Here is a 24,609-nt window from a genome sequence, read left to right on the forward strand (position 1 = left end):
TCGCGAAAAAAGGTGGAAGCATGAGGATCGGCTTTATCGGGCTGGGCGTGATGGGCGCTCCGATGGCGCGCCATCTGGCTGCCGCGGGGCACGAGATCGTCACCGTTCTCAACCGGTCGCCCCTGCCAGCTGATCTTGAAGCGGTCGTGGTCGCATCGGCGGCGGAGGTGGCCAGCCGATCCGAGGTCGTCATCACCATGCTGCCCGATACGCCTGACGTCGAACGCGTGCTGTTCGGCAAGGATGGCGTCGCCGAAGGGATATCCGCAGGTACTTTGGTCATCGACATGAGCTCGATCAGCCCGATCGCCACCGAGCGTTGCGCGGCAAAGCTTCGTAAGGCCGGCGCAGGCTATCTCGACGCTCCGGTTTCCGGGGGCGAGGTCGGCGCCAAGGCGGCAAGTCTTACCATCATGGTGGGCGGCCCGAAGATCGAATTCGAGCGCGCGCTGCCGATCTTCGAGACGCTGGGCAAGAACATCACCCTGATCGGCGAGCGCAACGGCGCCGGGCAGACCTGCAAGATTGCCAACCAGATCATCGTCGCTCTCAACATCGAAGCGGTGGCCGAGGCGCTTGTCTTCGCCAGCAAGGCCGGCTGCGATCCAGCGACGGTGCGCACAGCGCTGATGGGCGGCTTCGCGTCCTCGCGCGTGCTCGAAGTGCATGGCGAGCGGATGATTTCACGCAGCTTCGCGCCCGGGTTTCGGATTCGCCTGCACCAGAAGGATCTGGGTCTGGCCCTGGAAAGCGCACGCGCCCTCGGCGTCGCGCTGCCGAACACGGCCACGGCGCAGGAACTGATGAACGCCTGCTCGGCACGAGAGGGCGGCGCGGACGCGGACCATTCCTCCCTGGTGCGGGCGCTGGAAGCGCTGAGCGGCCACGAATTGTCGAACGAAAGGGTATGAATACGATGCGCGGAACCGGCAAGGCGGATGTTTTCGTGATGCTGGCCCATCCTGTGGGTCATGCGAAAAGTCCCGGAATGTTCAACGAGATCTTCGAACAGAAGGGCCTCGACAGCCTGATGGTCCCGTTGAGCTGCCGTCCAGAGGATTTCGAGACATTCTGGGCAGGTATCACCGCCGCCGAGAATATTCGCGGCGTCATCATTTCGGTGCCGTACAAGACGGCGGTCTACCACAAATGCGCCGCCGCGCATGATCGGGCAGCACGCGTGCAGAGCGCCAATTCGGTCCGCCGCCAGGCCGATGGCACCTGGTATGCCGACAATTTCGATGGCGTCGGTTTCATCGACGGATTGAAGGCGGGCGGCCATCAGATCGCCGGCCGGCGCATCCTGCAGGTGGGGGCAGGGGGCGCGGGCGCCTCGCTGGCCTACTGCCTCGCCGAAGCCGGTGCCGAGGAGATCCGCCTGGCCGACATCGATGCCGACCGGGCCGGGAAACTGGCGGTGCTGGTTGCCAAGGCTTTTCCGAAGTGCCGGATACAGGTCGGCGCTGCCGATCCATCAGGCATGCATATGGCGATCAACGCAACGCCGGTAGGAATGCACGCGAGCGATCCATTGCCGCTGGATGTCAGCAAGCTGACGCCGGACATGACGGTCGTGGACATCATCATGGAACCGGCTGAGACGGCCTTGCTCCGCGCGGGGCGCGAACGAGGCTGCCGTATCCAGCCGGGGCGTCCGATGATGGATTTCCAGGTCCGCGGCATGTCGGAGTTCTTCGACATCGAGCGCAAGGACCGCGGCAATGGCTGAGATGCAAACGGCCGTCGTGATCGGCGGCACCTCGGGTATCGGCCGCGCGATTGCCTTGCGCTTTGCCGAGGAAGGCTTGCGTGTCGCCGTGTCGGGGCGCGATACGGCACGCGGCAATGCCGTCGCGGCCGCTTGCGAAGCCGCCGGTGCCCCCGCCGCCCGATTTTTCGAGACGGATGTCGGCAATGCCGCTTCGGTCGAAGCGCTGGCACGGTCCGTCGAAGACGCATTCGGCGTGCCGCATGTCGTCGTCAACTGCGCCGGCATGCTGCAGAGCGGCAAGCGCGTCCTCGACCAGGGCCTGGACGAGGACGAGAAGATGTGGCGCGTGAACTATCGCGGCACGCTGCTCGGCTGCCAGGTGTTCGGCAGGCTGATGTCGGCCGCCGGACGCGGCGCCATCCTGAATGTCGGCTCGCTTGCGTCGTTCGCGCCGCTTTCGCTTCCGGCCTATACGCCCGGCAAGCACGCGGTGCTGGCACTGACGCAAATCCTTGCCGCCGAACTCGGCCCGCAAGGCGTGCGGGTGAACGCGGTCGCGCCCGGCTACACGCTGTCGGACGGGCTGAAGGCCAAGATCGCCAGCGGTGAGCGCAACCCCGACGCCATCAGGGCCACCACGGCGCTGCGCCGCTTCGTCGATCCGCGCGACGTGGCGGAGGCTGCCTGGTTCCTGTGCTCGGAGCGCGCCGCGTCGATCACCGGCGTGACCTTACCGGTCGATGCCGGCTGGCTCGTCCAGGCGCCCTATGCGCAGTACCTGCAAGGCAATCCGATCCGCCCCACTCCCAGTGCATGACGAGGAAGCCAATGAACGCTATCCAACGGTTTGAATTCGACACGCGCATCCATCACGGCGTCATCCACAATGGCACGCTCTATCTGACCGGGCAGGTCGCCATGCCCGGCCAGTCCGCGGCAAACCAGATGCGCGAAGTGCTCGGCAAGATCGACGCGCTGCTGGCCAAGGCCGTCACCGACAAGACACGCATCCTGCATGTGCAGATGTGGCTGGACGACATCCGCGATTTCGACGAGGTCAACGCAGTCTGGGACGCCTGGATGCCGAAAGAGCATGCGCCGGCCCGCTCGTCCGGCGAAGGCCGGATGGCGAAACCCGGCATGCTGGTCGAGTTGATCGTGACGGCTGCGATTTGAAAGGCCTTGCCGGTTGGGGCATCATCCCGGCATTCGGACCTTTCATTTGGCATCCGGGCATGGTGGAAGGAGACCGATGACCAAGCGCAAGCCACTTTCCACCGTCGTGGCCGAAAGTCTGTCGGAGAAGATACGCTCAGGCAGGCTGCAACCCGGCGCGCAATTGCCGACCGAGGCCGAGCTTTGCGCCGAATATGATGTCAGCCGCACCGTTGTCCGCGAAGCCGTGGCGCGGCTGCGCTCGGAAGGCATGGTGATTCCTCAGCAGGGCCGCGGCATGTTCGTCAGCGAGGCGCCGGCGCCGCGCAATTTCTCGATACCGCAGGACGCGCTCAAGACCTTGCCGGAAACCGTGTCTCTGCTGGAACTGCGGCTGAGCGTCGAAGTGGAGGCCGCCGGGCTCTGCGCCGAGCGCCGGACGCAAGCAGAGGCCGTCGCCATTCGCAAATTGATGGAGCAAGTCGACGCCCGCAATGAGGATCCCGGCGCGATGCCGGTCCACTATGATTACGATTTTCACCTGGCCATCGCCAAATCCGCGCGCAACGAGTTCATCCACGGCTTCCTGGAATATTTGCGCCCCGTCATCGTGCCGCGCTTCCAGCTTGGTCACGTGGTGGTTCCCGAACTCAAGGATGCGTACTATGCGCGCATCCACAGCGAGCATCGAAAGGTCGTCGAAGCCATCGAGAAGCAGGATGGCCGCGCCGCGCGGGACGCCATGCGCAAGCATCTTCAAAACAGTCTCGAGCGTGTCCGTGCGCTTGCGCTGGCCTCCGGCGTCGAAACGACGGACGCGGCTCAGAAGGCCGCCGCGGCCTCGCTTTTCTCCGATCTGAAAGGGTCGGCTGCCTCGACGCGTTGATCATGTGGAAGCTGTCTTGCCACCATGTGCCGGCAGGCGGTTTCTCGACCAATGGCAAAGCCAGGTTTTCGCTGAAGACGGTTGGTCACGGGCGATTCTGCAAAGGAAAGGGCGAACGATAGCTGCAAGATGCCTGACTTTTGCGGGGATGCAGCATTTGCGGACCGCAGTGCAGCAATGTAGTGCCATTGGTCGATGAGAAAGCTTATCTTTCCTTTTTCCTGGTTTTCTTGGTTTCACTGTGCCGGCTAAAGCCACACACTGACCTCCAGAAAACGGGGAAGCCCACGTGACGACAGCCTTCATCACAGGAGCGACGAGCGGCATCGGGCGAGCGATGGCGGTGGCGCTGAGCGAGGCCGGCTACGATGTCTACGCCGTCGGCCGCAGCAAGAGTGCGCTGGAGGAATTGCGGGCCACACGACCCGGGATCACGCCGATCGCCGTCGATGTCACCGACCGGGAGGCGCTCGAGGCCGTGGTGAGCGATCTGCACATAGACGTGCTGATCAACAATGCCGGTGTGATGCCGCCGTTGGGCAATTTCGCCGACATGAACATATCGGACATCGACACCACGCTGGAGGTCAACCTCAGTTCGGCGATCCTGCTCACCCGGCTTGTCGTGCCGCAGATGCGCGATCGCGGGGCAGGGCACATTCTGTTCACCGGCTCCTCGGCCGGCCATGCCGCCTTTCCGAATGTAGCCGTCTATTCCGCGACCAAGGCGGCGATCGCGGGCTTTGCCGCGGCACTGCGGGCCGATCTGTCCAGCCACGGCATCCGCGTGACGGAGATCGTTCCGGGTCGGGTCGAGACGCAGCTCTACAAGGACATCCTCGACGCCAAGGCCCGGGCCGCCATGTACGCCGGCAATATCGCGGTCCAGCCGGAAGACGTGGCCCGGATGGTCGTGGCCCTGCTTGGTTTGCCCGCCTGGGCCGACGTTACCCGTTTCGACATTATGCCAACCCGCCCGACCACCCCGAGCGGCAGCAAGTAAGGACATAGGAATGAAGGGTCTTTCAATACTCATCGTTGGTGGCGGTTCCGGCCTCGGCGCGCTTCTGGCCCGCATGGCGGTCGAGGACGGCGCTTCGGCAGTCGGCATCATAGACATCAACCCGGAAGCGGCTGAAGCAGCACTTGAACCGGCGCGCGCAAAAGGCCTGCCGATGGCCTTTGCCAAATGCGACATCCAGGTCGGGCCGCAGTGCCACGCCGCCTTCGATTCAATCGCTGCGAAGCTGGGGCGCATCGACACGGTGATCAACTCCGCCGCGATCTATCCCCGCCGGCCGCTGCTCGAAATCAGCGACGCCGAATGGGACGCCTCCAACGGCATCAATATCAAGGGCACGTACCACATGATGGTGGCGGCCGTCAGGCATATGCAGTCGCAGGAGCCCAAGGCCGAGATTCGCGGGCGCATCGTCAACCTGACGTCGGTGGACGCCTTCAAGGCGCATCCGCAGAACGCCCACTATGCGGCAACGAAGGCTGCGGTGGTCAGCCTCACCCGCTCCTTCGCGCATCACGTCGCCAAGGACGGTATCCTCGTCAATTCCGTGGCTCCCGCCGGCATGGCGACCGAGCGCGCGGCCGCTCTCGGCTTCCTGGATGAACTGGCCAAGGCGAGCCCGCTCGGCCGCGGCGCGCAGCCAACGGAAATCGCCGAATGGGTGCTGATGGCCGGTGGCCCCAAGAACACCTACATGACTGGTGAAAACATAATTGTTTCAGGTGGTTACATCTACGCTTGAGGTCAGTGATCTGGCCGCCGTGACCGTGACGTGCCGTGCGTGATGGAGTTCGAAAACCGGAAGGAGTTGAACGAACGATGACTGGCAAGCCGCGCCTTCCGCCGCTGAATGCCCTGCGGGTTTTTCACGCGGTCGCGCGGCACAAGAGCTTTCGGCAGGCCGCCGACGAGTTGCTGGTGACGCCTCAGGCTGTCGGGCAGCAGATCAAGCTGCTGGAGGATACGCTGCAGGTGACCCTGTTCGAGCGCAAGGGGCGCTCGATCGAGTTGACCGAGTTGGCGATCCTGCTGTCGCACTACGTCAAGGCTGGATTCGACGAGTTTGCCGAAGGGGTGCGCCGGGTCACCAAATCCACCTACCGGGATCGCATCAATCTCAATGCGAGCCCGTATTTCGCCACCCACTATCTGCTGCCGCGGCTGTCGCTGTTCCGCGAGATATTGCCGGGCGCCGATCTTCGGCTGACGACAATGGTCGATCTGCCCGACTTCGGACGCGACGATGTCGATATGACGGTGCAATGGGGGTATGGCGGCTGGTCCGACTACGACACGACGCTGCTTGTACCGGACCCGAAGATCATCTGCTGCACGCCGGCGATCGGCGGGCAGATCGGATCGGCGAAGGACCTTACCCGCTTCACGCTGCTGGATACGGTGAAGTCGAAGCGCTTCTGGCCTGACATCCTGCGGCACCTGGGCGTCGAGCTGGCGGATGGCGACCGCAGCATCGGCTTCGACGACGCCGCGACGATGCGGCGCGCGACGCTGCAGGGCATCGGCATCGGGCTCGTGTCGGTCATGGACGCCGAAGAAGATTTGCGATCGGGCGTGCTCGTCGCGCCGCTTGGGCGCGACGCGCTTGTCGACATGAAAGAGGAGGAAATACCGGGCTTTTACCTGGTCGTGCCCAGAGGGCACCTGCGCGTGAAGGCCGTCGCTGCCCTGCACCGATGGCTGACGCAACAAGATTGGGATAGCGATCTGAAGATCTCTGCCCTGCCGAAGCCGACACCCCTTCTCGATTGAAGGCGGCTTTCAACCCGGGCTCGACAGCCCCAACAACAGAAAAAACCAACAACCTCAACAGCGGAGAATGACTATGCAGTTTCTCAAATGGGGGGCGGCTGCCGCCCTTGCGCTCAGCCTTGTCCAGATTTCGGCGCCGGCTCAAGCCGCCGGCGGCAAGACGCTCGAAACCATCAAGGCGCGCGGCGTGCTCAATTGCACCGGCCATGACGGCTCGTATCTCGGGTTTGCCGAAGTTGACGACAAGGGTAACTGGAAGGGCATGGACATCGACCTTTGCCGGGCCGTGGCCACGGCCGTCTTCGGTGATCCGGCGAAACTGAAGATCGTGCCGATCAGCTGGGCACAGCGTTGGCCGTCGCTTCAGTCGGGCGACGTCGACATCGTCATCAAGGCTTCCGGCGGCACGCTGAGCCGTGACACGGAACTGGGGCTCCAGTTCTCGATGTCGTACTACCTCGGCACGACCAAGGTGATGGCGCACAAGGAGCTCAACCTGAAGTCGCTCAAGGATGCGCAGGGCGGCACGATCTGCATCCCGGCAGGCACGACCATCGAACAGCAGGTCGCGGCCTACAGCCAGAAGATCGGAATCAAGCTCGAGCCGGTCGTCATCGAAAAGACGGAAGAGCTCGAACAGGCTTACTTCTCCGGCCGTTGCGACCTCTATGCGCAATGGGGTCCGGTGCTGGCCATCGCACGCGTGGCCAAGGGCAAGGTCGAAGACCATGTGATCCTGCCTGACGTGATCGCGGTCGAGCCGGAGGTCATGATCCTGCGGCAGGGCGACGACAATTGGGTCGACGTCGCCAACTGGACGCTCAGCGCCCTGCTGTTCGCGGAGCAGGAAGGCATCACCTCCAAGAATGTCGACGAGATCAAGGCCAAGCCGACGTCGCCGGCGGTCGCCAAGTTCCTGGGCGCCGCACCGGGCATGGGCAAGGGTCTCGGCCTGCCCGACGATTGGGCCTACAACGTCATCAAGAAGGTCGGAAACTACTCGGAGATCTTCGATCGCGATCTGGGCAAGGACTCGCCCTACAAGATGGATCGTGACCTGACCAATCTGTGGAACAATGGCGGCGTTCTGTTCCCGCTGGTGGTCGACTGACGCATAGCCGGCTCCGCCAACGCGGAGCCGGCCCTCCCTCCCAGGAAAGGTCGGTCGATGTTTAAGCTGCTGAGAAATCAGAAGGTTCGCAATGCATTGCTGCAGGCGCTCTATGTCGGCGCGCTCGGCGCGCTGGTTCTCTCCGGCACCCTGATCGCGCGGCAGAATCTCGCCGCCCAGGGCATCACCTCCGGGTTCGACTTCCTGTTCAAGTCGACTGGTTGGGATCTGGGCTTCTCGCTTCTGCCGGCATCGGCCAATGATCCCTATTGGTGGTATTTCCTGATCGGCATCCTCAACACGCTGTTTCTTGGCAGCTTCGGTCTCGCGCTGGCGACGCTGGTCGGAATGATCGTAGGTCTTGCACAGACGTCCGCGAATGATCTGGCGAAGCTGCTCGGCCGCACCTATGTGGATGTCTTTCGAAACATCCCTCTGATTCTGCAGGTGTTTTTCTGGTACGCGCTGATCACGCATCTGCCGACGCCACGCAACGCGCATGAGGCCTGGGGCTTCCTCCTCAGCAGCCGCGGGCTCTACGTGCCGGCGCCGAACGTCGGCGGGCTGGCACTGCTGGCGGCTTCGTTGGGCGTGGTCGCGGCAATCGTCCTGCCGATCTGGCTGGGCCGAACATCCCTGCTCAGCCGTCCACTGGATCAACGATTCTCGGTGCAGCTTGCGGCCGTTGCAGCCGCGCTCGCCTGCGCTGTGCTCTTTCTGTTTGTCGGGCGTTTGCCCGACAGCCCTTTGCTGGATCTGCCATCACTGCAAGGCTTGAACCTGCGAGGTGGCCTGCGCATCCCGCCCGAGTTTTCCGCACTCGTCGTGGCCATCGCTATCTATGGTGGCTCCTATATCGGCGAGATCGTGCGCGGCGGCTTCAAGGCCGTCGGCAAAGGCCAGGTGGAGGCCGCCAGTTCGCTGGGGCTCACACCCTGGCAGGTTTTCACGCTTGTCCGGCTGCCGCTCGCGCTGCGCGCCATGCTGCCGATCCTGGCCAACCAGTATGTCTGGCTGATGAAGGCCACCACGATGGGCATAGCGGTCGGCTTCACCGACTTCTTCATGATCACGGCGCTGACAATCAACCATTCCGGCCAGACCCTCGAAGCGATCGGCATTTTGATGGCCGGCTTCCTGTTCATCAATTTGAGCCTGGCGGCTCTGTTCAACCGCATCAACAAAGCGATCGCCCTCAAGGGCAATCAACTGAGGGGATGAGAGATGGAAATGGTCGTTGTCGCTCCGCCTGCCTCAGGAAAACTTGAGGATCTGAAGAGACGCTTCTTCGCGACGCCTCTTCAGGCCGTGATTTCACTGCTCTCCCTCTCGGTGATTGTCTTTCTGGTCTGGAAGCTGCTGAACTGGGCTGTCTTCTCCGCGGTGTTCGATGCCAGCGGAGGGGCGGACGCCTGCCATGCGGCATCCGGCGCCTGCTGGTCGGTCATCGCGGCCCGGTGGCGCATCATCTTTTTCGGACTGTACCCCTATGAGGAACAATGGCGCTCGGCGCTTGCCTGCGTCACGGTCGTGGCCATGACGGTGCTGAGCTGCATTCCCGCCTTCTGGACGGGACGTCGCATCGCGCTCGTTTGGGGGGCCGGAGCGGCCGTCTTCTATGTGCTGATGAAAGGCGGTCTGCTTGGCCTGAGCTTCGTCGGCGAGGAAATGTGGGGTGGGCTTGCGCTGACGCTCTTCATCTTCGTGACGACCTGCCTGGTTGGCTTTCCGCTGGCAATCTGCCTGGCCCTGCTGCGCCGCTCCGAACTGCCCTGGATATCGCGCACGACGGGCCTCATCATCGATGGCGTGCGGTCGCTTCCGCTGATCTCGATCCTGTTCACCTTCGCGATCGTTCTGCCCTTTGCGCTGCCGCAATGGCTGCAGGGCGACAAGCTCTACCGGGTCATTCTCGGCTCGGCGCTGTTCTTCTCCGCCTATCAGGCCGAGATCGTAAGGGGCGGCATGCAGGGTGTTCCGAGAGGACAGGAGGAGGCCGCGATGGCGCTCGGCCTCAGCTATTGGCACCGCATCAGCCGCATCCTCCTGCCGCAGGCAATGCGTAACGCGTTGCCGGCAACGATCAACCAGTTCGTGATCTCGTTCAAGGAGACGTCCCTGGTGGTCATCGTCGGTTTCTTCGAGATACTGGCTTCCGGCAATGCCGCCTACGGAACCGGCGAATGGCGGTTCGCTTATGTCGAGGTCTACGCCTTCATCGCCCTCATCTACTTCGTTTTCGTCTTCAGCCTGTCCCGCTACGGCGCCTTCCTTGAACGGCGCATGTCGGTCGGCGAGCGATAAAGGATTTCATGATGACCGTTCCAACTGCCTATAGCACACAGGAAATAGCCGTCCGGGTCGAAGGCATGAGCAAATATTACGGCACCTTCCATGCGCTGCGTGACACTAACCTGACCGTCGCTCGCGGAGAGAAGATCGTCGTGTGCGGTCCCTCCGGCTCCGGCAAATCCACGATGATCCGCTGCATCAACCGGCTGGAGGAACACAATGCCGGCAGCATCGAGGTGCTTGGCACCGAACTGAACGACGATGTCGGAAACATCGACGAGATACGGCGCGAAGTCGGCATGGTGTTCCAGCACTTCAACCTGTTTCCGCATATGACGGTGCTCGAGAACTGCCTGCTCGCGCCGATGCTGGTGCGCAAGATGCCCCGCGCTGAAGCTGAAGCGATGGCGCGGCGCTATCTGGAGAAGGTCCGCATCCCCGAACAAGCCGCAAAATATCCCGGCCAACTTTCAGGCGGCCAGCAACAGCGAGTCGCTATCGCGCGTTCGCTGTGCATGCAGCCGCAGATCATGCTTTTCGACGAGCCGACATCCGCGCTGGATCCGGAAATGATTTCGGAAGTGCTGGATGTGATGGTCACGCTCGCCTCCGAAGGCATGACGATGATCTGCGTCACCCATGAGATGGGCTTTGCGCGGCGGGTTGCGGACCGGGTGATTTTCATGGACGCGGGCGAGATTGTCGAAGAGGCGCCGCCGGAAATCTTCTTCACATCGGCCAAAAGCGAACGAACGCAACTGTTCCTGTCCCAGGTTCTGGGGCATTGATCTGGCTCCATGCCGCATGGATACGATGCGGCGCATGTGAGCCTCCCGCATTCATACAGATTGTCTCATGATCGATCCCGTCTCTGCCTTGTCGAATGTTCTTGGTGCGAAAGGCTGGCTTTCGGGCGGCGATGTCGAGCCTATCGATGGGACTGGCTGCGCCGCTACGGAGCGGCTCCGCTGGGCGTCGCTCGTCCAGCAAACACACAGGAGGTGGCGCGGGTCGTCGAAATCTGCCGTGAGGCGGGCGTGGCCGCGGTGCCCCAGGGTGGCAACACCGGCCTGTGCGGTGGTGCCGTCGCGCACGAAGCCGGTGCCGTGATCCTGTCGCTCTCCCGCATGACCGCGATGGAGAAGCCGGACCTCGCGAGCGGTTCGATCGTTGTCGAAGCCGGCGTGGTTCTATCCGCGCTGCACGAGGCCCTGGAGCTGCATGGTCTGATCTTTCCCATGCATCTCGGTGCCGAAGGCAGCGCCAGGATCGGCGGGTTGATCGGCACTAATGCCGGCGGCAGCTACGCCTTGCGCTACGGCATGATGCAGGACCTTGTCCTCGGCCTCGAAGTCGTCCTCGCCGACGGCACGGTGTGGAACGGGCTGCGCTCCGTGCAGAAGGACAATGCCGGCTACCAGCTGCGCAAGCTGTTCTGCGGCTCGGAAGGCACGCTGGGCATTGTGACGCGCGCGGTGCTGAAGCTTTATCCGGCGCCCAAGCAGCGGACGACGGCGCTGCTTACCTTCGCCGATTGCGGCGCGGCGGTCTCCTTCGGAACATATTTGAGGGGCGAAGCCGGCGAGTTCCTTTCCGGCCTTGAGTTCTTCTCCGATTTCGGCCTCAAGCTGGTCCTGAAGCATTTGGCGGACGTTTCCTTTCCGCTGGAAACCAGGGGCGGGGTCCACCTTCTGGCCGAACTCGCGTCGAGCTCGGCCAGGGTTCCGCTGGATGAGATCCTGACTGCGGCGCTGGAGTGGGGCATGGAGCAGGACCTGGTGATCGATGGTGCGCTTGCAATGTCGGATGCCCAAAGGGCGCACTTCTGGCATCTGCGCGAGGAGCAACCGGAAGGCCAGCGGCTGGAGGGGCAGCAGCTCAAGCACGACATTTCTGTGCCGCCTGGCAAGATCGCCGAATTCATCGAGACAGGGGAGGCGATGTGCAGCAAGATCCTGCCGGGCGTGCGCATCAATCCCTTCGGCCATCTTGGCGACGGCAATATCCACTACAACCTGACCCCTCCCGAAGGACACAGCGACTTTGCCGACAAGGCGTTGGAGCTCGGCCAGGCGCTGGCCTCGCTGGCCACGGAAATGGGCGGCAGCTTTGCCGCCGAGCATGGTCTCGGCCGCTCGAAGATCGTGCTAGCCGACACCAACAGAAGTCCGGTGGAGCGAAACTTGATGGCGGTCGTGAAAGATGCCCTGGATCCGTCAGGCCTGATGAATCCGGGCGTTCTGATCTCTTCCGTCAAGGAAAGAAAAACTTTCCAATAGATGAGATTTCTTGATTTCGCCGCATCTCGCCAGCGTGCAGGTTAAAGACGGCAGGATGTCTTTTTCCAAGATTCCTCCATTCACCCCGTTGCCGGTTTGACCTGCCGGGCAGGGACGATCCAAACTCGTTAGGCGGCTGTCACGCCCTTCCGCCGGCCATTGAGAAAGTTGATGCATGATGCGCAATGGAGGCCAGCTTCTTGTCGAGTGCCTGATGGCGTTGGGCGCGACCAAGAGTTTCGGCGTGCCCGGAGAAAGCTACCTGGCTGTTCTTGACGCATTGCACGACACCGAAGGCAGATTGGACTACGTGCTCTGCCGCAACGAAGGCGGCGCTGCGTTCATGGCTTCGGCCTATGGCAAGCTGACCGGCTCTCCGGGTATCTGCTTCGTGACGCGCGGTCCCGGCGCCACCAATGCCGGCATCGGCGTGCATACCGCCATGCAGGACAGTTCGCCGATGCTGCTGTTCGTCGGCCAGGTGGGCACGGACATGAAGGGCCGCGAGGCGTTCCAGGAGGTCGACTATCGCGCGGTGTTCGGCACGCTGGCGAAATGGGCGGTCGAGATCGACGAGGTTTCGCGCCTTCCCGAGATCGTGGCGAGGGCATGGACGACGGCGTTGACCGGGCGACCTGGCCCGGTCGTCGTGGCGCTGCCGGAGGACATGCTGACCACCATGACGGACGCCGCTCCGCTCAGCGGACCGGCTGCCATGTTTGAACCTGCTGCCGCCCCGGAGGCGGTTGCAACAACCCATGCAATGCTTGCCGCGGCGCGCCGGCCGGTCATCCTGATCGGTGGCGCCAACTGGACCGCCGAGGGACGCACCGCGCTGCGGACCTTCACCGAGGCTTCCGATATTCCGGTGGTAGCGGCCTTCCGGTTCCAGGATCAATTCGACAATGGCTCGCCGGTTTTCGTCGGCGAGGCCGGCGTGGGCATGGTGCCTCACGTCAAGGCGCTGATCCGCGAAGCCGACGTGATCCTGGCCATCAATGTGCGCTTCGGAGAGATGACGACGGACGGCTACACCTTGCTGTCGGTACCCGAGCCAAGCCAGAAATTGATCCACGTCCATGCGTCGGATCGCGAGATCGGCAAGGTCTACATTCCCGCGATCGGCATCCATGCCGGCCCCAATGCATTTGCCAAGGCGTTGACCCCGATTGAGGGCGAGTGGGCCGAATGGCGTGCCAAGGCCAGGGCAAGCTACGAAGGCGCGTTCAAGGCGCCGGCCCAGCCTGGTCCGGTCGACATGGTCGAGGTCAGCGCATGGCTGCGCGACAACCTGCCCGACGATGTGATCCTGACCAATGGCGCCGGCAATTTCACGGTGTGGCCGAACAAGTTCTTCAAGTTCGGCCCCAAGGCGCGGCTGCTCGCCCCGCAGTCCGGCGCGATGGGCTATGGCCTGCCGGCAGCGATTGCCGCGAAGGTGGCGTTTCCCGACCGCACGGTCGTCTGCTTTGCCGGCGACGGCGATTTCCAGATGAATTGCCAGGAGCTCGGGACTGCCATGCAGGCCGGCGCGCAGCCCATCGTGCTCATCCTGAACAATGGCATCTACGGCACGATCCGCGCGCATCAGGAGCGGCACTATCCGGCGCGTGTCTCGGGAACGAATATCGAGAACCCGGATTTCGTCGGTCTTGCAAGATCCTACCGCTTCCATTCCGAACGCGTCGAATCCACCGCGGATTTCGCTGACGCATTCGGGCGGGCGCTGGCATCGCCGACGGGCGCGGTTCTGGAACTCGTTATTTCCCCCGAGGCGCTGACCCCGCGCCAGACCCTTTCCCAGATGCGCGAGGCGGCACTCGCTTCGCAGAAGGCCAAGGCATGACCACCAGGACAGACGACATCCGTCTCGGCGCCGACATCGGCGGGACCTTCACGGACATCGCGCTCGATGTGCGCGGAACGATCTTTTCGACCAAGGTGCTCACCACCTATTCGGCGCCCGAGCAGGCGATCCTCGATGGCATCGCCATCGTCGTGCGCGATGCAAAGATCTCGGCCACGGACATCGGTATCGTCATCCACGGCACGACATTGGCGACCAACGCGCTCATAGAGCGGCGCGGCGCCAAGACGGCTCTGGTGACGACCGAGGGTTTCCGCGATGTGATCGAGATGCGGACCGAGAACCGCTTCGAGCAGTACGACCTCAACCTGAAACTGCCGACGCCGCTGATTCCGCGCGAGCATCGCTTTACGGTCAAGGGCCGTATCGGCGCCGAAGGCCAGGAATTGCAGCCGCTGGACGAAGCCGCCCTGGAAGAGATCGCCGACCAGATCGCCGCAGGCGGTTTCGGCGCGGTCGCGATCGGTTTCATCCATTCCTACATGAACCCGGCGCATGAGCAGCGAGCCAGGCAGATCCTGGCGCGGAAGCTGGACATTCCGATTTCCGTCAGCGCCGAAGTCTCGCCGCAGATGCGGGAGTTCGAGCGCTTCAACACGGTCTGCGCCAACGCCTATGTCCGTCCGCAGATGGCGAGCTACCTCGCCCGGCTGCAGACGCGGCTGAAGGACATGGGCGCGGATTGTCCCGTCTTCATGATCCATTCGGGCGGCGGATTGATCTCGGTCGAAACGGCGTCCGAATTTCCGGTGCGGCTGGTCGAATCCGGACCGGCCGGCGGTGCCATCTTCGCCGCCGACATCGCCCGGCGTTTCGATCTCGACACCGTCGTCTCCTACGACATGGGCGGAACGACCGCGAAGATCTGCCTGATCGAGGATTACGCGCCGCAGACGGCCAGGACCTTCGAAGTCGCGCGCACCTACCGGTTCTGCAAGGGTTCCGGCATGCCGATCTCGATCCCGGTGATCGAGATGATCGAGATCGGCGCCGGCGGCGGCTCTATCGCCTGGGTCGATGCGATGGGACGCATCCAGACCGGCCCGGAAAGTGCCGGTTCCGAACCGGGGCCAGCCTGCTACGGGCGCGGCGGCGCGCGGCCTGCGATCACCGACGCCGATCTGGTGCTAGGCAAGCTCGACCCCGACAATTTCGCCGGCGGCGCCATCAAGCTCGATGCTGCGGCCTCGCAAGGCGCGATCACGCGCGATGTTGGCGCGCGCCTGTCGCTCAACCCACTGTCGGCCGCCTTCGGCATCAGCGAGGTGGTGGACGAGAACATGGCCAATGCCGCCCGCGTCCACGCGGTCGAGAACGGCAAGAACATCTCCGACAATGTCATGATCGCCTTCGGTGGCGCAGCACCGCTGCACGCGGCGCGGCTCTGCGAAAAGCTCGGTCTCGACCAATGCCTGGTGCCGCAGGGTGCCGGCGTTGGCTCGGCGATCGGCTTCCTCAAGGCGCCCTTCGGCTACGAGGCGCTGGCGTCCAAACTGATGCGGCTTTCGCAATTCAAGGTGGACGAGGTAAACGCGCTGCTTGACGACCTCAAGGCTTCGGCAGAGAGCTTCGTGCGTGCCGGCACCAGCGGCAAGATCTTGCGCGAGATCACGGCCTTCATGCGCTATGCGGGCCAGGGCTGGGAAATCCCTGTCGCTCTGCCCGACAAGCCTTTCGGCGAGGACGCCGCCGCCACCCTGGCGGATGCCTTCCGCAAGAATTACGAGCGCTTTTTCGGCCGCGCCATCGACGGGCTCGACGGGCTCGAGATCGAGGTCGTCACCTGGTCTGTCAAAGCGAGCGATGAGCGGCCGGCTTCCGCAAAGCACAAGATCACCACCGGCACGCGCAACGTGCCGGTCGCGGTGACGCGGGAGGTTTTCGATCCGGGAACCGGGACGATGCAGACAACGGCGATTGTCGAACGCACCAGTCTCTCGGCGGGCGACCGCGTGAAGGGGCCGGCCGTGATCGTGGAGCGAGAGACCTCGACGGTCGTCACCACACCGTTCGACGCCGTCATGCAGAGCGACGGCGCCATCCTGATGATCCGCAAGGAGAGCGCGGCATGAGCGACATTGGCGAAATCCGCATGCAGGTCATGTGGAACCGGCTGATCTCCGTTGTCGAGGAGCAGGCGCTGACCCTGCTGCGCACGGCCTTTTCGACGTCCGTACGCGAGTCCGGCGACCTGTCCGCCGGCGTGTTCAATCCGCGCGGCGAAATGCTGGCGCAAGCGGTGACCGGCACGCCCGGGCATGTGAACACCATGGCCGAAGCCGTGCTGCAGTTCATGAACGAGATCCCGCGCGAGGAGATGTACGAGGGCGACACTTATGTCACCAACGATCCCTGGCAGGGGACCGGCCATCTTCACGATATCACGATGGTCTCGCCGTCGTTCCTGAACGGCGAACTCGTCGCCTTCTTTGCCTGCACCGCCCATGTCGTCGATGTCGGCGGGCGAGGTTTTGGCGCCGACGGCAAGTCGGTCTACGAGGAAGGCATCCAGATCCCGATCATGAAGTTCGCCGAGAAGGGCGTGGTCAACCGCGATCTGGTGAAGATCCTGCGCTGCAACGTCCGCGAACCGAACCAGGTTGTCGGCGATTTCTATTCGCTTGCCGCCTGCAACGAGGTCGGCCATCGGCGGCTCGTCGGCATGATGACGGAGATCGGCCTGACATCGCTCGATGGTCTCGGCGCGTTCATCTTCTCGCGCACGCATAACGCCATGCTGGAACGGATCAAGGCTCTGCCGAAGGGGACATGGTCCAACGAACTGGTCACGGACGGTTACGACGACCCGGTCAAGTTGGCGGCAGCCGTTTCGGCGCATGACGACCATCTCAATGTCGACTTCTCCGGCAGCGCGCCGATGAGCCGCTGGGGCATCAACGTGCCCATCATCTACACCAAGGCCTATGCCTGCTACGCGCTGAAATGCGTCGTTGCGCCCGATATTCCCAACAACGCCGCCTCGCTGGCGTTCTTCACCGTGTCGTCACCCACGAACATCCTGAACGCGGCCCGGCCGGCGCCGGTATCGCTGAGGCATGTCATCGGTCACATGGTTCCCGATCTCGTGCTTGGCGCGATGGCCCAGGCACTGCCCGGCAAGATCCTGGCGGAAGGTGCCGCCGCGCTGTGGAACATCCATATCTCGGCCCGGCCGGTCGCCGGCGGCGCCGGCCGTCGGGCCGAGGTGCTGATGTTCAATTCCGGCGGCATGGGCGCTCGTCCCGAACTGGACGGCCTGTCGGCAACAGCCTTCCCCTCCGGCGTTCACACGATGCCGATCGAGGCGACGGAGCATACCGGCCCGATCGTCATCTGGCGCAAGGAGCTCCGTCCTGGCTCGGGCGGCGATGGCGAGTTTCGCGGCGGTCTCGGCCAGGTCCTGGAAATCAGTGCTCTTGACGGACATGAGTTCGATTTCTCGGCCATGTTCGACCGCGTCAAGCATCCGGCAAAAGGCCGCAACGGCGGCAAGGACGGCCAAGCCGGCGTGGTCAAGCTGGATGATGGCACGCTGATGCGACCGAAAGGATGGCAGCATGTGCCGGAAGGACGCCGGCTGATCCTGGAGTTGCCGGGCGGCGGCGGCTATGGCGATCCGGCCAAGCGCAGCGCCGAGGCGAGGACGCAGGACCAATCCAGGGGATATGTTACGGAGGACGGCAAATGAGCTACATTTCCTCGCGTCTGTCCGTGGTCAAGCCGTCGGCTTCGATGGCGGCGTCCCAGGCCGCCAAGGCGCTGAGGGCCAAAGGCGTCGATGTCATCGATCTTGGCCTCGGCGAACCGGATTTTCCGACGCCTGCCCACATCACCGAAGCGGCTTATGCGGCCGCAAAGGCTGGCCAGACCCTCTACACTGCAGCGGCCGGAACGCCGGAAGTGCGCGAGGCCGTAGCGGCAAAATTCAGGCGCGAAAACGGGCTGGACTACACCGCCGACGACATCGTCGTGGCCAACGGCGCCAAGCAGATCATCTTCAACGCCTTGATGGCGACGCTGGAAAGCGGTGACGAGGTGATCCTGCCGGCGCCCTATTTCGTGTCCTATCCCGAGATGGTCAAGCTCTTGGGCGGCTCGCCGGTCGTCGTCGAATGCCCCGAGGCGACCGGGTTCAGGCTCAAGCCCGAACTGCTCGAGCGGGCGATCACGCCGAGGACCAAATGGCTGTTCCTGAACATGCCGAGCAACCCGTCGGGAGCGGTCTATTCCGAGCCGGAGTTGAAGGCCCTCGGCAGCGTCCTGGCCAGACACAGCCAAGTGCTGGTGCTGTCCGACGAGATCTATGAGCACATCATCTTCGATGGTCGTGAATTCGTGTCGTTCGGCAAGGCTTGTCCGGAGCTGAAGGACCGAAGCCTGATCGTCAACGGCGTCGCCAAGGCCTATGCGATGACCGGCTGGCGTGTCGGCTACGCCGCCGGGCCGGCACCGCTGGTCAAGGCGATGTCGACCATCCAGAGCCAGTCGGTCACCTCGGTGTGCTCGATCGCCCAGGCGGCGACGGTCGCCGCGCTGAACGGCCCGCAAGATGAGGTGGCCCGGTTCCGTCAAGCCTTCGAAGTGCGCAGGAACCTGGTCGTCGATGGCATCAGGCGCATCAACGGCCTGACGCTGCCGCCGCCGGAAGGCGCCTTCTATGCCTATATCGGCTGCGCCAGCCTGATCGGCCGCAAGACGCCCAAGGGCGTCGTGCTCGAAGACGACACCGCCGTTGCGAGCTATCTCCTGAATGAGGGCCGCGTGGCCTCTGTGCCCGGTGCCGCCTACGGACTTTCACCCTATTTCCGCATCTCCACCGCCACCAGCGAGGAGGTGCTTGCCGAAGCGATCGCGCGGATCAATGCCGCCGTCGCGCAAGTGGAGTAGACCATGCCTCAGTACGAACGCATCCTGATCACCGGCGCGGCCGGCCGCCTTGGCTCGGAACTGCGAAAGGGGCTGGTGCCGCTGGCAAAGACGATCCGCCTGGCAGGCCGCGAACCGTTCGGTGATCTTGCTCCGCACGAGGAAGAAGCGGTCTTCGATCTCGCCGACATGGAGGCGACGATCGCGGCCACCAAGGACTGCGACGCGATCGTGCATTTCGGCGGGGCGCCGCTCGAATGCGCCTGGCAGACCATCCTGGATTCCAGCATCCGCGGCTCCTACCACATCTATGAAGGCGCGCGGAAACATGGCGTCAAGCGCGTCATCTACGCTTCCTCGGTGCACGCCATCGGCTACCACGAGGTCGAAGCCCACATCTCGGTCGACGCGCCAGTGCGCCCCGACAGCCTGTATGGCGTGTCGAAGAATTTCGTCGAAAGCCTGAGCCGGCTCTATTGGGACAAATTCGGCATCGAGACGGTGTGCCTGCGCATCTTCTCGTCATTCCCCGAGCCGGCCGACCGGCGCATGCTGTGGTCGTACCTTTCCTTCGCCGATTGCGTCCGCCTCGTCGAGGCCTCGCTCACCGCGCCACGTGTCGGCCACACGATCTCGTTCGGCATTTCCGACAACAAACTGAAAATGGTCGACAACAGCGGCGCGAACCATCTCGGATTTAATCCGCAGGACAACGCGGAGCCATTCCGCGCGGCGGTCGAGGCAAGGACGCCGGTTCCGGATCCGAAGACGCCGTCGGTGAAATATCTGGGCGGCTGGTTCTGCGAACTCGGGCATCCGGACGACGAGCCCAAATCGTGAAGCAGAGTTACGATGTCGTCATTGTCGGCGGGGCCGTGATCGGCTCCGCCGTCGCCTATTTCCTGGCTGCCAATCCGGACTTCTCGGGGTCGGTCCTGGTGGTCGAGATGGATCCGACCTATGCGAAGGCGTCGACCTCGCTGTCGTCGTCGTCGATCCGCAACCAGTTCTCCAACCCGATAAACGTCCGCATCAGCCAGTTCGGCACCGAATTCATCCGCAACTTCGCCGACACCATGCAGGTGGGATCCGATAGACCCGATCTCGCCTTTCACGAGGGCGGCTACCTGTTCCTCGCCAACACCGAGGACCAGGCACAGACGCTGCGCGAAAACCATGCCGTGCAGCGGGCCTGCGGCGCGGACGTGGTGCTTTGGCAACGCGATGAAGTGGCCGCCGCCTTTCCGCATCTGAATGCCGACGACATCGTGCTGGCCTCCTATGGCCAGTCCGGCGAAGGCTGGTTCAACAACACCGGCCTGATGTACGGCTTCAAGAACAAGGCGCGGTCGCTGGGCGTCGACTACGTCACCGACGAAGTGGTGGCCATCGGCCGCCAGGGCGGCAAGATCACCGATGTCACCTTGAAATCCGGCGCGGTGATTTCGGCCGGCGTGCTGGTCAATGCCTCCGGTCCCCGGGCGGCGCTCACCGCCTGCATGGCAGGGCTCGATGTTCCCGTGGAGCCGCGCAAGCGCACCTTGTTCGTGTTCGACTGTGCACAGTCTCCCGAGGGGTCGGCTGCCGTAAACCAGGGCCGGCTGCCGCTGATGATCGACCCATCCGGCGTGTTCTGCCGGCCGGAAGGCCGCTTCTTTCTAACCGGGTGTCCGCCGGTGGAAGACCCGTGTTCCGACTGGGATGATTTCGAGCCGCGCTACGACGAGTTCGAGGAGATCATCTGGCCGGCGCTGGCGGCGCGTTCCCCCGCCTTCGAGGCGATCAAGGCCGTGAACCAGTGGGCCGGGCACTATGATTTCAACACGCTCGACCACAATCTTGTCGTCGGCCCCCATCCCGAGGTCAAGAACTTCATCTTCGCCAACGGCTTCTCCGGACACGGTCTGCAGCAGGGGCCGGCGGCCGGTCGCGGCGTGGCGGAACTCATCGTCCATGGCGGCTTTCGAACGCTAGACCTGTCTGAGGTCGGCTACGAGCGCATCGTTGAGAACCGTCCGTTCCTCGAAAAGGCTGTCATCTGAACCTGGCGTCGTGATCGGGCCGGTCACGACGTTGCCGCGCGACCGTGGCTGGCTGGCGCCGCTGCAGCCGTCTGGCGCCCATGTCAGGTCTTGCAAAAGTCCAGTCCTGCCCACCTGTAGACGCACCAGTCGAAAAATCCGATCGCCGTGGCGGTTCCAGCCGCGTCGCAGTCGCGGGGGGCAAGTCGCCTTGCGGGCCTACAGGCTTTGGTAGCCAGCTTGTGAAACGGCGTATCTGGTGCCGATGATCGCGCCCGTCGTCATTGTCGGCGTCGGCATGTATTTCGTGTTTTCGATGACCGGGCTGACCGCCACCTATCCGGGCCTCGTGCTGGCGCACACCGCACTCGCAACGCCGTTCGTGGTGGTGACCGTTTCTGCCGCGCTGACCAGTTTCGACCGCCGCCTTCTATGGGCCGCGGCCAGCATGGGCGCCACGCCGCTGCTGGCGTTCAGGCGCGTGACGCTTCCGGCGATCGGCCCCGGCATCGCATCCGGCGCGCTGTGTGCCTTTGCGACTTCGCTCGATGAAGTGGTCGTGACGGTTTTCCTGGCCGGGCCGGGGCAGCGCACCTTGCCAAGGGAGATGTTCACGGTTGCGCGCGACACGATGACACCGACCATTGCGGCCGCCGCCACTGTCCTGATCGTGGCGTCGGTATTCCTGCTTGCGGTTTCCGCACCGGTTTCGCGGCGCAAACTATAGCTGTCGCCGATCGGACGGCGAAATCCACCGTTCAACCTTCTTGGCCACGCCGAAGACTATCTCGCCGGTTCGCCTTCGCCAAAGGTGTCCTTCATCGCCCGCAGGATGATGACGGCCGAGGCGGCACCCGGGTCCATGTGCCCCAGGGACCGCTCGCCGAGCCTGGCCGCCCTGCCGCGAGCCGCGACCATCGACCGGGTCGAATTCGCGCCGGCTTCGGCAGCCTCCAGGATGCTGTTCCACATCTCCGGGCATCCGGCCGAACGAGCGCGTGCGTTGACGGCCGCTTCCGTCGCGGGGATCCAGGCATCCAGCATCGTCTTGTCGCCGCGCTGTCCCTTGCCGCGCTCCCTGATGCCGGTGGTCATGGCCTCGACGATCATCGCCTGATCGTTGCCCGAGAGGCATTCATCCTGTTTGAGCGCTTGTGCCGCCCGCCGGAAAGCTGTCGCATAGAGCGGCCCCGTAGAGGCGCCGACGGCGTCGAGAAAAGCCGACGCGGCAGCCGTAAAAACCTCCGACGGCAGCGTGTCGTCGAGGTTGAGCTTGGCCAGTTCCGCGTTTACCGCCATGAAGCCGAGCGACATGGTGATGCCGTGGTCGGCGTCGCCGATGGCGCCATCCAGGTCCGAGAGGTGGTCCTTACCCGCCTCGATCGCGATCGATATGCGATAGAACATCCGGCTCAGGCGTCGCGCCGCATTGTCCGACATCGTGTTCCTCCCAAGTTCAAGCAGGATGCCGCCCGTCTTCACGGGGGCGCCTATTCCCTATCTTCAACCAACCCGCAGGACGGCCGTGTCGCAAGGGTGATGCAACAATTCTGTAAGTTCGGAGTCGAGGTGCATGACCGTTATCGACGCGCCGACCATGTCGAGCGAGGTGCAGTAATGTCCCACCCAGTTCGCTTCTATCGCGATGTCCTTGGCGCTCAGCCGCTGCTCGACACGCCTGAAGAGAATGTACAGTTCCATCAGCGGCGTTGCGCCAAATGAATTGACCAGCACCGCGACACGGTCTCCCGCCGCCGGCTTCATTTCCGAAAAGATGCGGTCCATGATCCGGTCGGTGATCGCGTCGGCGCTCATCATCCTTTCGCGGATGACGCCGGGCTCGCCGTGGATGCCCATGCCGATCTCGATGTCGTCGGGGCCGATCTCGAAATTGTGGCGGCGGGTCTGCGGCATGGAGCAAGGTTCCAGCGCGACGCCCATGGTGAAGGTACGCGCATTGGCCTTGCGGGTGACGGCCTCGCAGGCGTCAAGCGACAATCCACGGTCGCAGGCGGCCCCGGCAATCTTGAACATGAAGAAGTTGCCGGCAACGCCGCGCCGGCCCTCTTTGTCCTCGAGTGGAGATGAGGCGATATCGTCCGTCGTCACCACCGTGCGGACCTCGATGTTGTGTTCCGCCGCGATCTCGGCCGCCATCTCGAAATTCATCACGTCGCCGGCATAGTTGCCGTAGACGAAGAGCACGCCTTGCCCGCCCGATGCGGCATTGGCGCACTGGAAGATCGTGCCGGGAGGCGGTGACGAAAAGATGTTGCCGACGGCAACTGCGTCGGCGAGGCCCTTGCCGACATAGCCGAGAAAGCAGGGCTCGTGCCCGGTGCCGCCGCCGACTACAAGACCCACTTTGCCAGGCCTCGGTCCGGTGCGGGCGACGAGGGCGCGATGCGACCCCTTGATCGGCATGACATAGGCGGCGTTGGCCTTCACCACGCCGTCGAGCATTTCCTCGACGACATCATTGGGATCGTTGAGGAATTTCTTGGTGTGGGTGCGGTAGTTGCTGGGCAGGGCCACCGTGTTGTCGACCCTTGGGCGTTGCGAGAGCTTCTGGTCGAGTTCCGTCACGCCGTCGGCATTCAGGATGCCGCGGCCGGTGGCGGCGTCGGTGATGAGCACGTTGACGTAGCCGCCGCGCAGTGTCGCCAGGATGGCGGGCACCTTGTCGAAACCGCCGGCGACCGCGATCCGCAAGCTGATGGCCTTCAGCATGTCGAGCGAGATGCCGATCGTGCGGTCGTCCAGCGGCCCGGCAACCGGATGGCCTTGCCCGTCGATGAAGCGGCCGGCGACGACGCCGACGGCGTCCTTGGCGAGATATTGCTGCAGCGAAACCGATTCAAAGAAGCCGCTGGTGTGGATCGTCGAATTCGGGCGCAGCGACGAGATGCCGAACAGCGCCTTGTTGGCTTTGGCAAGCGCACCGAACTGGCTCTGGATCAGCGGCTCGCGCAACAGCATATCGCAAACCTCGGCCGTGGAAACGACCGCTGGCGCCGTGATGTTGATCAGCTTCGCCTTGACCGCCCCGGCGATGGCTGAGGCGCAGAGCTCCGGCGTATAGGCGAAGCTGGCGGCTGTCCCGCCGGTGGCCTGGACGACCGTAACGTCCTGAAGGCCGGGCACCGATGCTTGCTCCGCGATCGCCAGGATCGTCCGCCCCCAGGCAACGGCGAGCGTGTCACCGGATTTCAAGAGCTTGGCAAGCGCCTGCGCCGCTGCCCCGCCAAGCCGATCGATCAGCGGCCGCGTATTGTCGTCGCTCGGCACGACGAGACAGTCATGCAGGCCGAAGTGGCGTTTGAGTTCCTGCGCTATCGACAGCGAACTCAGCCGTGACGGCTCGAGCGAGATATTGACGATGCCGCGGGCGCGGGCGTCGGCCAGATAGCTGTTCACCGTCGCGCGCGAAATGCCCATGATCTCGGCGATGTCGCCTTGCGTCATGTGATCTTCGTAGTAGAGCCAGCAGGCCCAGACATACGGGTCGTCGCCGTAGCGCAGCGGAATGGGCTCGGTGCCGGCTTCGGCGCTCACTCGCGTGGTTCCGCTCTTGCGCGCCGATGATGCCTTTACAGTCATGCTGCCAGGTTTCCCCGAATCCAAGATCGG

General features: G+C 63.7%; 22 protein-coding genes. 20 read left to right on the forward strand and 2 right to left on the reverse strand.

Translation table 11 applies throughout. The features are described 5' to 3' along the window. Positions 1-20 precede the first annotated feature (20 nt). The 20 genes from AC1RUK_RS05510 to AC1RUK_RS05605 all read left to right on the forward strand — a co-directional run bounded on the left by AC1RUK_RS05510 (position 21) and on the right by AC1RUK_RS05605 (position 21,706). Entirely contained in the window at positions 21-911 is an 891-nt protein-coding gene (locus AC1RUK_RS05510) for a 2-hydroxy-3-oxopropionate reductase (RefSeq protein ID WP_481836452.1), read from the forward strand. After that, positions 908-1,729, forward strand: a complete 822-nt coding sequence (locus AC1RUK_RS05515) for a shikimate dehydrogenase family protein (protein WP_481836451.1) — start codon at positions 908-910, stop codon at positions 1,727-1,729. Before AC1RUK_RS05510 ends, AC1RUK_RS05515 begins: the two co-directional genes overlap by 4 nt. Continuing rightward, positions 1,722-2,528, forward strand: coding sequence for an SDR family NAD(P)-dependent oxidoreductase (locus AC1RUK_RS05520; RefSeq protein WP_481836450.1), 807 nt, complete (start codon positions 1,722-1,724; stop codon positions 2,526-2,528). Before AC1RUK_RS05515 ends, AC1RUK_RS05520 begins: the two co-directional genes overlap by 8 nt. Positions 2,529-2,539: 11 nt before the next feature. Further along, positions 2,540-2,887, forward strand: coding sequence for a RidA family protein (locus tag AC1RUK_RS05525; protein WP_481836449.1), 348 nt, complete (start codon positions 2,540-2,542; stop codon positions 2,885-2,887). A gap of 76 nt (positions 2,888-2,963) precedes the next feature. Then, positions 2,964-3,752, forward strand: coding sequence for a FadR/GntR family transcriptional regulator (locus AC1RUK_RS05530; protein ID WP_436172712.1), 789 nt, complete (start codon positions 2,964-2,966; stop codon positions 3,750-3,752). Between the two features lie 289 nt (positions 3,753-4,041). Next, the gene (locus tag AC1RUK_RS05535; protein ID WP_481836448.1) at positions 4,042-4,755 is read left to right on the forward strand and encodes an SDR family oxidoreductase; all 714 of its coding nucleotides are present in this window, start codon (positions 4,042-4,044) and stop codon (positions 4,753-4,755) included. A gap of 10 nt (positions 4,756-4,765) precedes the next feature. Beyond that, complete coding sequence (locus AC1RUK_RS05540) at positions 4,766-5,515, forward strand: SDR family NAD(P)-dependent oxidoreductase (RefSeq protein ID WP_481836447.1); 750 nt, start codon at positions 4,766-4,768, stop codon at positions 5,513-5,515. Between the two features lie 77 nt (positions 5,516-5,592). After that, positions 5,593-6,543, forward strand: a complete 951-nt coding sequence (locus tag AC1RUK_RS05545; RefSeq protein ID WP_481840201.1) for a LysR substrate-binding domain-containing protein — start codon at positions 5,593-5,595, stop codon at positions 6,541-6,543. A gap of 73 nt (positions 6,544-6,616) precedes the next feature. Continuing rightward, the gene (locus tag AC1RUK_RS05550) at positions 6,617-7,654 is read left to right on the forward strand and encodes an amino acid ABC transporter substrate-binding protein (protein ID WP_481836446.1); all 1,038 of its coding nucleotides are present in this window, start codon (positions 6,617-6,619) and stop codon (positions 7,652-7,654) included. Positions 7,655-7,711: 57 nt separating this feature from the next. Then, positions 7,712-8,875, forward strand: coding sequence for an ABC transporter permease subunit (locus AC1RUK_RS05555; RefSeq protein WP_481836445.1), 1,164 nt, complete (start codon positions 7,712-7,714; stop codon positions 8,873-8,875). A gap of 3 nt (positions 8,876-8,878) precedes the next feature. Next, positions 8,879-9,958, forward strand: a complete 1,080-nt coding sequence (locus AC1RUK_RS05560) for an amino acid ABC transporter permease (protein WP_481836444.1) — start codon at positions 8,879-8,881, stop codon at positions 9,956-9,958. A gap of 11 nt (positions 9,959-9,969) precedes the next feature. Then, the gene (locus tag AC1RUK_RS05565; protein ID WP_481839569.1) at positions 9,970-10,734 is read left to right on the forward strand and encodes an amino acid ABC transporter ATP-binding protein; all 765 of its coding nucleotides are present in this window, start codon (positions 9,970-9,972) and stop codon (positions 10,732-10,734) included. Positions 10,735-10,743: 9 nt separating this feature from the next. Next, positions 10,744-12,225 carry an FAD-binding oxidoreductase gene (locus AC1RUK_RS05570; protein WP_481836443.1) on the forward strand — a complete coding sequence of 494 codons (1,482 nt, stop codon included), beginning with the start codon at positions 10,744-10,746 and terminating at the stop codon, positions 12,223-12,225. A gap of 175 nt (positions 12,226-12,400) precedes the next feature. After that, positions 12,401-14,071 (forward strand): thiamine pyrophosphate-binding protein, encoded by a 1,671-nt coding sequence (locus AC1RUK_RS05575; protein WP_481836442.1) that lies wholly within the window; start codon positions 12,401-12,403, stop codon positions 14,069-14,071. Next, positions 14,068-16,164, forward strand: coding sequence for a hydantoinase/oxoprolinase family protein (locus AC1RUK_RS05580; RefSeq protein ID WP_481836441.1), 2,097 nt, complete (start codon positions 14,068-14,070; stop codon positions 16,162-16,164). Before AC1RUK_RS05575 ends, AC1RUK_RS05580 begins: the two co-directional genes overlap by 4 nt. Continuing rightward, positions 16,161-17,780: a hydantoinase B/oxoprolinase family protein gene (locus AC1RUK_RS05585; RefSeq protein ID WP_481836440.1), complete on the forward strand. Its 1,620-nt coding sequence runs from the start codon at positions 16,161-16,163 to the stop codon at positions 17,778-17,780. The genes AC1RUK_RS05580 and AC1RUK_RS05585 overlap by 4 nt, the downstream gene beginning before the upstream one ends. Continuing rightward, positions 17,777-18,979: a pyridoxal phosphate-dependent aminotransferase gene (locus tag AC1RUK_RS05590; RefSeq protein WP_481836439.1), complete on the forward strand. Its 1,203-nt coding sequence runs from the start codon at positions 17,777-17,779 to the stop codon at positions 18,977-18,979. The genes AC1RUK_RS05585 and AC1RUK_RS05590 overlap by 4 nt, the downstream gene beginning before the upstream one ends. A 3-nt stretch (positions 18,980-18,982) precedes the next feature. Next, entirely contained in the window at positions 18,983-19,798 is an 816-nt protein-coding gene (locus AC1RUK_RS05595; RefSeq protein WP_481836438.1) for an NAD-dependent epimerase/dehydratase family protein, read from the forward strand. After that, the gene (locus AC1RUK_RS05600) at positions 19,795-21,000 is read left to right on the forward strand and encodes an NAD(P)/FAD-dependent oxidoreductase (protein ID WP_481836437.1); all 1,206 of its coding nucleotides are present in this window, start codon (positions 19,795-19,797) and stop codon (positions 20,998-21,000) included. The genes AC1RUK_RS05595 and AC1RUK_RS05600 overlap by 4 nt, the downstream gene beginning before the upstream one ends. Positions 21,001-21,244: 244 nt before the next feature. Then, positions 21,245-21,706, forward strand: a complete 462-nt coding sequence (locus tag AC1RUK_RS05605; protein WP_481839568.1) for an ABC transporter permease — start codon at positions 21,245-21,247, stop codon at positions 21,704-21,706. A gap of 56 nt (positions 21,707-21,762) precedes the next feature. On the opposite strand, the gene dhaL is transcribed toward AC1RUK_RS05605, so the two are convergent. Continuing rightward, a complete protein-coding gene (gene dhaL, locus AC1RUK_RS05610) occupies positions 21,763-22,419 on the reverse strand; it encodes a dihydroxyacetone kinase subunit DhaL (protein WP_481836436.1) in 657 nt (218 codons plus the stop codon). Positions 22,420-22,482: 63 nt separating this feature from the next. Beyond that, on the reverse strand, positions 22,483-24,579 hold the full coding sequence (locus tag AC1RUK_RS05615; RefSeq protein WP_481836435.1) for a bifunctional sugar-binding transcriptional regulator/dihydroxyacetone kinase subunit DhaK: 2,097 nt from the start codon (positions 24,577-24,579) through the stop codon (positions 22,483-22,485). Between the last annotated feature and the right edge of the window lie 30 nt (positions 24,580-24,609).

It is taken from the genome of Mesorhizobium monacense (genome assembly GCF_056781675.1).

Coding starts and splice junctions, on each gene's coding strand:
- AC1RUK_RS05510 (WP_481836452.1), top strand. CDS start 21: ATGAGGATCGGCTTTATCGGGCTGGGCGTGATGGGCGCTCCGATGGCG.
- AC1RUK_RS05515 (WP_481836451.1), top strand. CDS start 908: ATGAATACGATGCGCGGAACCGGCAAGGCGGATGTTTTCGTGATGCTG.
- AC1RUK_RS05520 (WP_481836450.1), top strand. CDS start 1,722: ATGGCTGAGATGCAAACGGCCGTCGTGATCGGCGGCACCTCGGGTATC.
- AC1RUK_RS05525 (WP_481836449.1), top strand. CDS start 2,540: ATGAACGCTATCCAACGGTTTGAATTCGACACGCGCATCCATCACGGC.
- AC1RUK_RS05530 (WP_436172712.1), top strand. CDS start 2,964: ATGACCAAGCGCAAGCCACTTTCCACCGTCGTGGCCGAAAGTCTGTCG.
- AC1RUK_RS05540 (WP_481836447.1), top strand. CDS start 4,766: ATGAAGGGTCTTTCAATACTCATCGTTGGTGGCGGTTCCGGCCTCGGC.
- AC1RUK_RS05545 (WP_481840201.1), top strand. CDS start 5,593: ATGACTGGCAAGCCGCGCCTTCCGCCGCTGAATGCCCTGCGGGTTTTT.
- AC1RUK_RS05550 (WP_481836446.1), top strand. CDS start 6,617: ATGCAGTTTCTCAAATGGGGGGCGGCTGCCGCCCTTGCGCTCAGCCTT.
- AC1RUK_RS05555 (WP_481836445.1), top strand. CDS start 7,712: ATGTTTAAGCTGCTGAGAAATCAGAAGGTTCGCAATGCATTGCTGCAG.
- AC1RUK_RS05560 (WP_481836444.1), top strand. CDS start 8,879: ATGGAAATGGTCGTTGTCGCTCCGCCTGCCTCAGGAAAACTTGAGGAT.
- AC1RUK_RS05565 (WP_481839569.1), top strand. CDS start 9,970: ATGACCGTTCCAACTGCCTATAGCACACAGGAAATAGCCGTCCGGGTC.
- AC1RUK_RS05570 (WP_481836443.1), top strand. CDS start 10,744: ATGCCGCATGGATACGATGCGGCGCATGTGAGCCTCCCGCATTCATAC.
- AC1RUK_RS05575 (WP_481836442.1), top strand. CDS start 12,401: ATGATGCGCAATGGAGGCCAGCTTCTTGTCGAGTGCCTGATGGCGTTG.
- AC1RUK_RS05580 (WP_481836441.1), top strand. CDS start 14,068: ATGACCACCAGGACAGACGACATCCGTCTCGGCGCCGACATCGGCGGG.
- AC1RUK_RS05585 (WP_481836440.1), top strand. CDS start 16,161: ATGAGCGACATTGGCGAAATCCGCATGCAGGTCATGTGGAACCGGCTG.
- AC1RUK_RS05590 (WP_481836439.1), top strand. CDS start 17,777: ATGAGCTACATTTCCTCGCGTCTGTCCGTGGTCAAGCCGTCGGCTTCG.
- AC1RUK_RS05595 (WP_481836438.1), top strand. CDS start 18,983: ATGCCTCAGTACGAACGCATCCTGATCACCGGCGCGGCCGGCCGCCTT.
- AC1RUK_RS05605 (WP_481839568.1), top strand. CDS start 21,245: ATGATCGCGCCCGTCGTCATTGTCGGCGTCGGCATGTATTTCGTGTTT.
- dhaL (WP_481836436.1), bottom strand. CDS start 22,419: ATGTCGGACAATGCGGCGCGACGCCTGAGCCGGATGTTCTATCGCATA.
- AC1RUK_RS05615 (WP_481836435.1), bottom strand. CDS start 24,579: ATGACTGTAAAGGCATCATCGGCGCGCAAGAGCGGAACCACGCGAGTG.